Annotated in this window: 9 protein-coding genes; 4 read left to right on the forward strand and 5 right to left on the reverse strand. The window is 71.9% G+C overall.

Translation table 11 applies throughout. The annotated features are described in order from the left end of the window. Positions 1-30 precede the first annotated feature (30 nt). The 5 genes from AC21LY_RS10300 to pcaH are packed head-to-tail and all read right to left on the reverse strand — an operon-like array spanning position 31 to position 4,735. Positions 31-852, reverse strand: a complete 822-nt coding sequence (locus tag AC21LY_RS10300) for an IclR family transcriptional regulator domain-containing protein (RefSeq protein WP_489046364.1) — start codon at positions 850-852, stop codon at positions 31-33. Continuing rightward, positions 849-2,051 carry a bifunctional 3-oxoadipate enol-lactonase/4-carboxymuconolactone decarboxylase PcaDC gene (gene pcaDC / locus AC21LY_RS10305; RefSeq protein ID WP_489046365.1) on the reverse strand — a complete coding sequence of 401 codons (1,203 nt, stop codon included), beginning with the start codon at positions 2,049-2,051 and terminating at the stop codon, positions 849-851. Before pcaDC ends, AC21LY_RS10300 begins: the two co-directional genes overlap by 4 nt. Then, the gene (gene pcaB, locus AC21LY_RS10310) at positions 2,048-3,388 is read right to left on the reverse strand and encodes a 3-carboxy-cis,cis-muconate cycloisomerase (protein ID WP_489046366.1); all 1,341 of its coding nucleotides are present in this window, start codon (positions 3,386-3,388) and stop codon (positions 2,048-2,050) included. The genes pcaDC and pcaB overlap by 4 nt, the downstream gene beginning before the upstream one ends. A gap of 9 nt (positions 3,389-3,397) precedes the next feature. Further along, positions 3,398-4,021 (reverse strand): protocatechuate 3,4-dioxygenase subunit alpha, encoded by a 624-nt coding sequence (pcaG, locus tag AC21LY_RS10315; RefSeq protein ID WP_489046367.1) that lies wholly within the window; start codon positions 4,019-4,021, stop codon positions 3,398-3,400. Between the two features lie 3 nt (positions 4,022-4,024). After that, positions 4,025-4,735, reverse strand: coding sequence for a protocatechuate 3,4-dioxygenase subunit beta (gene pcaH, locus AC21LY_RS10320; RefSeq protein WP_489046453.1), 711 nt, complete (start codon positions 4,733-4,735; stop codon positions 4,025-4,027). A 145-nt stretch (positions 4,736-4,880) separates the two neighbouring features. On the opposite strand from pcaH, the gene AC21LY_RS10325 reads away from it, so the two are divergent. The 4 genes from AC21LY_RS10325 to AC21LY_RS10340 all read left to right on the forward strand — a co-directional run bounded on the left by AC21LY_RS10325 (position 4,881) and on the right by AC21LY_RS10340 (position 8,260). Then, positions 4,881-5,630, forward strand: a complete 750-nt coding sequence (locus AC21LY_RS10325; protein WP_489046368.1) for a CoA transferase subunit A — start codon at positions 4,881-4,883, stop codon at positions 5,628-5,630. Then, entirely contained in the window at positions 5,627-6,280 is a 654-nt protein-coding gene (locus AC21LY_RS10330) for a 3-oxoacid CoA-transferase subunit B (RefSeq protein ID WP_489046369.1), read from the forward strand. Before AC21LY_RS10325 ends, AC21LY_RS10330 begins: the two co-directional genes overlap by 4 nt. A gap of 318 nt (positions 6,281-6,598) precedes the next feature. Next, positions 6,599-8,008: an MFS transporter gene (locus AC21LY_RS10335; protein WP_489046370.1), complete on the forward strand. Its 1,410-nt coding sequence runs from the start codon at positions 6,599-6,601 to the stop codon at positions 8,006-8,008. 33 nt (positions 8,009-8,041) lie between these two features. After that, on the forward strand, positions 8,042-8,260 hold the full coding sequence (locus AC21LY_RS10340; protein ID WP_489046371.1) for a hypothetical protein: 219 nt from the start codon (positions 8,042-8,044) through the stop codon (positions 8,258-8,260). The last annotated feature ends 102 nt before the right edge of the window (positions 8,261-8,362 follow it).

An 8,362-nucleotide genomic window follows, 5' to 3' on the forward strand; every position in this document is an offset into this window, starting at 1 on the left:
TCGGGTGCCTTTCTGGCGTGGAGGAGGCTCTCACCGCCGGACGGCGGCGAGGTCGTTGTGGATCGCCTCGGCGGCGCGCAGCAGCGCCGGGGCGAGGACCTCGTGCATGTGGTCCTCGGTGTAGCGGAAGGCCGGGGTGGAGATGTTCACGGCCGCGACCACGCGGCCGCCGCCGTCGCGGATCGGCGCCGCGACGGAGCGCAGGCCGTACTCGAGTTCCTCGTCCACGATCGCGTAGCCGCGTTCGGCGGCGTCACGGATCGCGGCGCGGAGGTCGCCCAGGTCCGTGCGGGTGCGCTCGGTGAAGGCGACCGGCTCGGCGGCGGCGAGGTGCCGCTCGAGTTCCGCGTCGGGGAGCCCGGCCAGCAGGACGCGCCCCATCGAGGTGGCGTACGCCGGGAACCGGGTGCCGATCGAGATCCCCACTGCCATGATGCGGCGCACCGCGTGGCGGGCGACGTAGACGATGTCCCGGCCGTCGAGGATCGAGACGGACGAGGACTCGTCGACCTCCGTGCTCAACGCCTCGAGGTGGGGCTGGGCGATGGCGGGCAGGCCGAGGCTCGACAGGTAGCTGTACCCGAGGTCGAGGATCTTCGGGGTGAGCCGGAACTCGGTCCCGTCGGTCGCGACGTACCCGAGTTCGACCAGGGTGAGCAGGAAACGGCGTGCGGTCGCCCGGGTCAGCGACGTCGCCCGGGCCACGTCGCTGAGCGTGCGCGTGGGGTTCTCGGCGTCGAAGGCGCGGATCACCGACAGGCCGCGACCGAGGGACTGGACGTAGTCCGGCGATGCGGCCGGCGGCTCACCGTCGGGCGAGCCGGGGGTGCGGGATGTGGGGGAGGCGCTCATGGTGCACCATCATCCCCCTCCGCCGCGGCCTCGGCCGCGAGGTCCGCGAGCGCGGCCTTGCCGAGCGCGAATCCACGGTTGCTGTTCGGCACCCCGGCGTAGACGGCGGTGTGCAGCAGCACCTCGCCGAGCAGGTCGGCGTCCACGCCGGCCCGCAGCGCGGCCCGCAGGTGCATGTCCAGCTCGTGCTCGTTGCCGACGGCGGTGAGGATGGCGATCGTCAGCAGGCGGCGCTGCTCGTGCCCGAGGCCGGGGCGGCGCCAGATGTCGCCCCACGCGGTGCGGGTGATGAAGTCGTTGAACGGGGCCGTGAACGCGGTGGTGTCGGCCGCCGACCGGTCGACGTGGGCGTCACCGAGCACGCTCCGGCGCACCGCGTCGCCGGCAGCGTGCGCCGCGGCCCGTCCGGCCTCGTAGCCGCCCGGCCGCGCGATGTGGTCGCGCAGCAGCTGCGTGACCCGGCCCGCCTGCTCGACGTTGGCGAGGTGGGCCGCCGGATCGAGCACGGCGAGCCGCGCATCGGCGATGCCCTCGGAGAGCACGCGCATCGTCGCCGGCGGCGTCGCCGGGTCCTGTTCGCCGGCGATGACCAGGGTGGGGGCGGAGATCCGCGCGAGGTCCGCGGTGGAATCGAAGCCGGCGAGGGCCTCGCAGCAGCCGGCGTAGCCCTCGTCCGGGGTGCCGGCGACCATGGCCAGGCACTCCTCGACGAGCGCGGCGTCGCGGGCCGCGAGCCCGGGCGTGAACCAGCGCCCGACCACCGCATCGGCGATCGACCCGGTGCCCTCGCGGCTGACCGCCGCCGCCCGGTCGGTCCACGCCGACGGTTCGCCGAACCGCGCGGCCGTGCACAGCAGGGCCAGCGAGGCCACCCGGTCCGGGTGTTCGATCGCGATCGTCTGCGCGACGGCGCCGCCCAGCGAGAGGCCGACGAGGTGCGCCAGCGGGACGTCGAGCGCGTCGAGCAGCGCCAGGACGTCGCCGGCGAGGTCGGTCATCCGGTACGGGCCGTCGGGAACGGGGGAGTCGCCGTGCCCGCGGTGGTCCACGACGATCACCCGCGCGAACGCCGACAGCGCCGTGACCTGCGGCCGCCACATCGCCCGGGTGGAGCCCAGGGAGCCGAGCAGGACGACGGTCGGCGCGGCGGGATCGCCCGAGCGGGCGTCGATGACGTCGTGGGCAAGGGCGATGGTCACGGGTTCTCCTCGTCGGCGGTGTACGCGGCCAGGGCGCGGTCGGTGAATTCGCCCGCGTGCCCCAGATAGCCCGCGGGATCGAGCAGTGCCCGCACGGTCTCGGCGGGCAGGTATTCGGTGATGGATTCCGCGGTATCCAGGGGGATGCGCGCCGCGCACGCCGCGGTCACCCGGTCGCGGGCGTCGGGCGTGTGCTCGGACAGGGCGACGGTGACCCGCTCCGCCAGGAGGGCGCCACCGGTCACGTCGAGATCGCGCGCCATCACCTCCGGGTGCACCTGCAGTCCGTCCAGGCAGTCGGCGATCCGCGCCGCCGCACCGGCGACGGTGCGCTCCAGGTCCGTGATCGGCTCCCACTCGGCGTGCCAGGCGCCCGCGGCGCGCTGCAGTTCGTGGTCCATCGCCGACTGCACGGTCGCGACCAGGCCGGGGGCGCGCCTGGCCGCGGCCCGCGCGGCGATCGCCGCGACGGGGTTGCGCTTGTGCGGCATCGCCGACGAGCCGCCCGGCGAGTCCTCGCTGACCTCGCCGAGCTCGGTCGCGCTGAGGAGGATCACGTCGCCCGCGATCTTCCCGACGGCGCCCGCCGCCGCGCCGAGCGCGCCCGCGAGCAGCCCGAGGGCGGTCCGCTCGGTGTGCCAGGGCAGCGCCGCCGGGCGCAGCCCCAGCTCGCGCGCGAGGGCGTCGGAGACGGCGGGGCCGTGCGGCGCGACCGCGGCCAGGGTCCCGGCGGCGCCGCCGAACTGGACCTCCAGCGCCGCGAGCCGCTCGGCCACGGCCGCCCGGGCGCGGCGCAGGCCCGTGAGCCAGCTCGCGACGAGCGCGCCGAAGGTCGTGGGGAGCGCCTGCTGCCCGAGGGTGCGGCCGGCCATCGGGGTGTCCCGGTGGGCGCGGGCGAGCGCGGCGCACGCCCGCGCCGCCCGGTCGAGATCGGCGAGCAGGACGGCTCCGGCGTCGCGGAGCAGGAGTACCAGCGCGGTGTCGAGGATGTCCTGGCTGGTCGCGCCGCGATGCAGGTGTCCGGGCGGGACCGCCGGGTGGCTGCCGCGCAGCTCGGCGCGCAGCACCCCGACCAGCGGGATCACCGGGTTGCCGCCCGCCGCGGACGCGGCGCCGAGGGCCGCCGGCGCGAGCGACGGGGCACCGTCGGCGCGCAGGCGTGCGATCACCTCGTCGATCGCCGCGGCGGACGCGGCGGGGATCACGCCCGCCGCGGCGCAGGCCCGCCCGAGTGCGGCCTCCACGCGCAGCAGCGCGTCGATCCACGCGGCGTCGTCGAGGCGCTCCGCCGCGGGGACGGCGCCGAAGATCGGGTCGAACAGTTCTCCGCGGGGCACGGGTCTCCTTTACAGGGTGAAGAACGGGGTCTCGCCGGAACCGTCGTCCTGGACGTGGACGACGAACCGGTAGCCGGTCGCGGTGCGCTCGGCGATGAGCCGGTGCCGGTCCTCGGCCGGGACCAGGGCGAGCACCGGATCGCTCGCGTGCGCCTCGGTGTCCTCGGGGAAGTAGATCCGGGTGTACAGCCGGTCCAGGGTGCCCCGCGCGAAGACGCCGAGGTTGACGTGGGGGGCCTGCCCGGGCAGCGGACCGGGCTTGACGGTGCGGATGGTCGCGACGCCGTCGTCGCCCGCGAAGGCGCGCGCCAGGTGGCGGAAGCCGGCCGGGGTCGCCGCGGCGGCGCCCCGGGGGTCGCTCGCGCCGAGGTGGCCGGCCGCGTCGGCCTGCCAGGTCTCGAACATCGCGTCCGCGATCGGCGTCCCGGCCCCGTCGTAGGCGATCAGCTCGATGTCGACGGTGTCGGTGCTGCCCTCGGGCACGGCGTCCCAGGCCTTCTCCCAGCCAGCGTACAACCCGATGTGGACGTACGGGCCCACGGTCTGCGACGGGGTCAGGCCCACGGGCACCTCGTCCTGCGCGCGGGCGAAGACGGGGTAGCGGGGTGCGTCGGGATTGGTGGTGTCGATCATGGCTCAGGCCTCCTCGAAGGGGGTCGCACGGGTGCCGCGGAGCACGATGTCGAAGCGGTAGCCGAGGGCCCAGTCGGGCTGGGTGACGTCGTAGTCGAAGGCCGCGATCATGCGCTCCCGGGCGGCCTCGGGCACCGAGTTGTAGATGGGGTCCTGGAAGAACATCGGGTCGTCCGGGAAGTACATCTGGGTCACCAGGCGCTGGGTGTAGGCGCGCCCGAACAGCGAGAAGTGGATGTGCGCGGGCCGCCAGGCGTTGTGGTGGTTGCCCCACGGGTACGCGCCGGGCTTGATCGTGGTGAACCGGTACCGGCCCTGGGCGTCGGTGATGCTCCGCGCGACGCCGTTGAAGTGCGGATCGAGCGGCGCGGGCCAGGAGTCGTTGCGGTGCCGGTAGCGCCCCGCGGCGTTCGCCTGCCACACCTCGACGAGCGTGTCCGGGACGGGCCGCAGGTCCGCGTCGAGGACGCGGCCGTGCACGATGATCCGCTGGCCGATCGCCTCGCCGCCGTTGGCGAGGGTCATGTCCGACTCCGCCGCATCCACGTCGCTCTCGCCGAAGACGGGGCCGGTCAGCTCACCGAGGCGCTCGGGGATCAGGATCAGGTCCTTCTTCGGACTCCGAAGCCGCGTCGTCTTGTAATCGGGGAAGTACAGTCGCGGATGAGTCGCGTCGGGGGCGAACAGCTTGCCGGGGGGAGTGGGGGACGACATCGAGCCTCTGTTCTGCATGTGAACTTTCGATCGGATTGCGTACAACCATAGCGCCGGGGTGTGGTGCGGGCAACAATTTCGGACGAAGTGTTCGCAGAACGGCTAGGTGTTCACATGTAGAACATTTTCGGGTAGTCTACGTCACATGATCAATAAGGTTGTGGCGAGTGCGGCAGAGGCCGTTGCGGACATTCCCGACGGTGCCTCGCTCGCTGTCGGTGGCTTCGGTCTGGTGGGGATTCCCGCTGTGCTCATCGATGCGATCCTCGAGCGCGGCGTGACCGATCTGGAGACGGTGAGCAACAACTGCGGCACCGAGGGCTTCGGCCTCGGCAAGCTGCTGGAGGCGCACCGGATCCGGCGGACCATCAGCTCGTACGTGGGCGCCAACAAGGAGTTCGCCCGGCAGTACCTCTCGGGTGAGCTGGAGGTGGAACTGACCCCGCAGGGCACCCTCGCCGAGCGCATGCGCGCCGGCGGCGCCGGGATCGCGGCCTTCTACACCACCGCGGGCGTGGGCACGCAGGTCGCCGAGGGCGGCCTGCCGATGCGGTACGACGGTGCCGGGGGCGTCGCGGTGGCGTCGACGCCGAAGGAGACCCGCGAGTTCGACGGTCAGACCTACGTCCTCGAGCGCGGCATCCGCACCGACTTCGCCCTCGTCCACGCGTGGAAGGGGGACCGGCTCGGCAACCTCGTCTTCCGGGGCACCGCGCGCAACTTCAACCCGGACGCGGCCACCGCGGGCCGGATCACGATCGCCCAGGTCGAGCATCTCGTGGAGCCGGGCGAGATCGACCCCGCTGACGTGCACACCCCCGGCATCTACGTCCAGCGCGTCGTCGTGGTCGGGCCGCAGGAGACCGGAATCGAGAACAGGACGGTGCAGGCATGAGTTGGAACCGAGACGAGATGGCGGCCCGCATCGCGGCTGACCTGCGCGACGGCGAGTACGTGAACCTCGGGATCGGCATGCCCACGCTGATCCCGGGGCACATCCCCGCGGACCGCGAGGTGGTCCTGCACTCCGAGAACGGCGTGCTCGGCGTCGGGCCCTACCCCTTCGACGACGAGGTGGACCCCGAGCTGATCAACGCCGGCAAGGAGACGATCACGGTGGCGCCCGGTGCCTCGTTCTTCGGCTCGTCGGAATCCTTCGCGATGATCCGAGGGGGCCACGTGGACGTGGCCGTCCTGGGCGCGATGCAGGTGAGCGCGCGCGGCGACCTGTCGAACTGGGCGGTGCCCGGCGCGATGGTCAAGGGCATGGGCGGCGCCATGGATCTGGTGCACGGCGCCGGCCGGGTGATCGTGATGATGGAGCACGTGACCCGCAAGGGCCAGCCGAAGATCCTCAGCGAGAACACCCTGCCCATCACGGGGCTGCAGTGCGTCAACCGGATCGTCTCGGACCTCGCGGTCATCGACGTCACGCCCGAGGGGCTCGTGCTGGTCGAGACGGCCCCCGGAGTCTCCGTCGACGAGGTGATCGCCGCGACCGATGCACCCCTGCGGATCGCCACGGGGGCCGCCGCGGAGGCCTGAGTCCTCCCCGCTGAATTCGACGCCGTCTCCGCCCCTTTCGGGGTGGGGGCGGCGTCGTCGCGTCTGTCGTGCGGCCCGCGCGCGCCGGTAACCCACCCCACTATTGCGCTCGCGTGTGATCTGAGTTACGTTATGTACGCACAGCGGCTCACCGTTCGTATCGCGAACACAGTCGGCGGGGACGACGAAGGGGTCACCACTTCTCCACGCCGGCTGTCACGGCATCGCTGCAGCCGCAAGTGCCACCCATGGCACGCGCATCACCACCTGCACGCTCGGTCACCTCCCGTGGCCCGCGTCCTTAACAGAAGGGTCATGATGTCGGAAGCGACAACGGCTCACACTGAACCCGAGGGCAATCAGTCGAAGAAGGCGGCCGCGTCCGCCTGGATCGGCTCGGCGCTCGAGTACTACGACTACTTCATCTACGCGGCGGTCGCGGGCACCATCTTCCCGCAGCTCTTCTTCCCCAAGGGGGATCCGAAGATCGCGATGGTGGCGGCCATGGCCACCTTCGGCGTGGGCTACGTCGCCCGCCCGATCGGCGCCTTCGTCCTCGGCCACCTCGGTGACACGATCGGGCGCAAGAAGGTGCTGCTGATGTGCATGTACCTGATCGGCGCCTCCACCATGGCGGTCGCCTTCCTGCCCACCTACGACCAGGTCGGCCTGCTGGCGCCGACCCTGCTGGTGATCCTGCGCCTGATCCAGGGCTTTGCGGTCGCCGGTGAGATCTCCGGCGCCTCCTCCATGGTGCTCGAGCACGCGCCGTACGGCCGCCGCGGCTTCTTCGGCTCCTTCACCCTGCAGGGCGTCCAGGCCGGTCAGATCCTCGCCGCCGGTGTGTTCATCCCGCTCTCCGGGTTCCTGTCCGAGGAGGCCTTCGAGTCCTGGGGCTGGCGCATTCCGTTCCTGCTCAGCTTCTTCGTGATCGTGGCCGGCGTCATCATCCGGCGCACCGTGCACGAGACCCCGGTCTTCGAGGAGGAGCAGGAGGAGGGCACCAAGGCGAAGTCCCCGGTCCTCACCGCCTTCAAGTACTCCTGGCCGAACATGCTGCGCGTCGTCTGCATGGCGCTGATGAACACCATCCCGATCGTCGCCACCGTCTTCGGCGCCGCGTACGCCACGCAGAAGGCGTACGGCATCGGCATCGAGAAGAGCGTCTACTTCTGGATCCCGCTGCTCGGCAACATCGTGGCCTGCATCGTGATCCCGTTCGTCGGCAACCTGTCGGACCGCGTCGGTCGCCGCCCGGTGATCATCGTCGGCTGCCTCTCCGCCGGGATCGCATCCTTCGGCTACCTGAAGATGATCGAGATGCACAACGTGCCCGGCGCCATCATCATGTCGCTCATCATGTGGGGCGCCCTGTACCAGGGCTACAACGCGATCTTCCCCTCGTTCTACCCCGAGCTGTTCCCCGCCAAGACCCGCGTCTCCGGCATGGCGATCTCGCAGAACACCGGCACGATGATCACCGCCGCCGTGCTCGCGCCGCTGTTCGCCGCCGTCGCGCCTCCCGGCAGCAACGTCCCGATGATCGTCGGCAGCATCACTCTCGGCATCTGCTGCGTGGCCGCGTTCGCCGCGTTCACCGCCAAGGAGACCTACCGGCTGCACGTCGAGGACCTGGGTACCGATGTGGAGCCGCCGAGCAAGGCGGAGTACGAGCGGATGCGCACCGAGGCGATCGCCGCGCACAACGCGAAGTACGCCACCAAGTGACCCGCGCCGCCGTCGCCCGAAAGGAGTAGTGCAATGCCGAGAAGCAAGCGAGTGGGCAATCCCCTGGCCGCCGCGATCGTGGCCGTGATCATCATGGGCATGGGCGCCTACCTGCTCCTCGAGGGCGGGGATCCGACCCCGCGCTTCTTCGGCGGCGTGCTCATCGTGATGGGGGCGGCCGGCGCGGTGGGCAATCTCGCCCTGCGATGGCACTACCGGCGGGAGGACCGCCGCGGGGCCGACCACCGGTGATCTCCGCCGCGGCCCGGGGTTCGCCCCGGGCCGCGGCGCGTGGCCCGGCTCAACCGTTCTGAGGGGCGGGGTCGAAAAAGCTCCTGGCTTGCGCGAGCAGCC

This window comes from Tsukamurella sp. II2bb (assembly GCF_057815145.1).

Bases quoted from the DNA above. Each gene is read 5' to 3' on its own strand.
- AC21LY_RS10300 (WP_489046364.1), bottom strand. From the start codon at position 852: ATGAGCGCCTCCCCCACATCCCGCACCCCCGGCTCGCCCGACGGTGAG.
- pcaG (WP_489046367.1), bottom strand. From the start codon at position 4,021: ATGATCGACACCACCAATCCCGACGCACCCCGCTACCCCGTCTTCGCC.
- pcaH (WP_489046453.1), bottom strand. From the start codon at position 4,735: ATGTCGTCCCCCACTCCCCCCGGCAAGCTGTTCGCCCCCGACGCGACT.
- AC21LY_RS10325 (WP_489046368.1), top strand. From the start codon at position 4,881: ATGATCAATAAGGTTGTGGCGAGTGCGGCAGAGGCCGTTGCGGACATT.
- AC21LY_RS10330 (WP_489046369.1), top strand. From the start codon at position 5,627: ATGAGTTGGAACCGAGACGAGATGGCGGCCCGCATCGCGGCTGACCTG.
- AC21LY_RS10335 (WP_489046370.1), top strand. From the start codon at position 6,599: ATGTCGGAAGCGACAACGGCTCACACTGAACCCGAGGGCAATCAGTCG.
- AC21LY_RS10340 (WP_489046371.1), top strand. From the start codon at position 8,042: ATGCCGAGAAGCAAGCGAGTGGGCAATCCCCTGGCCGCCGCGATCGTG.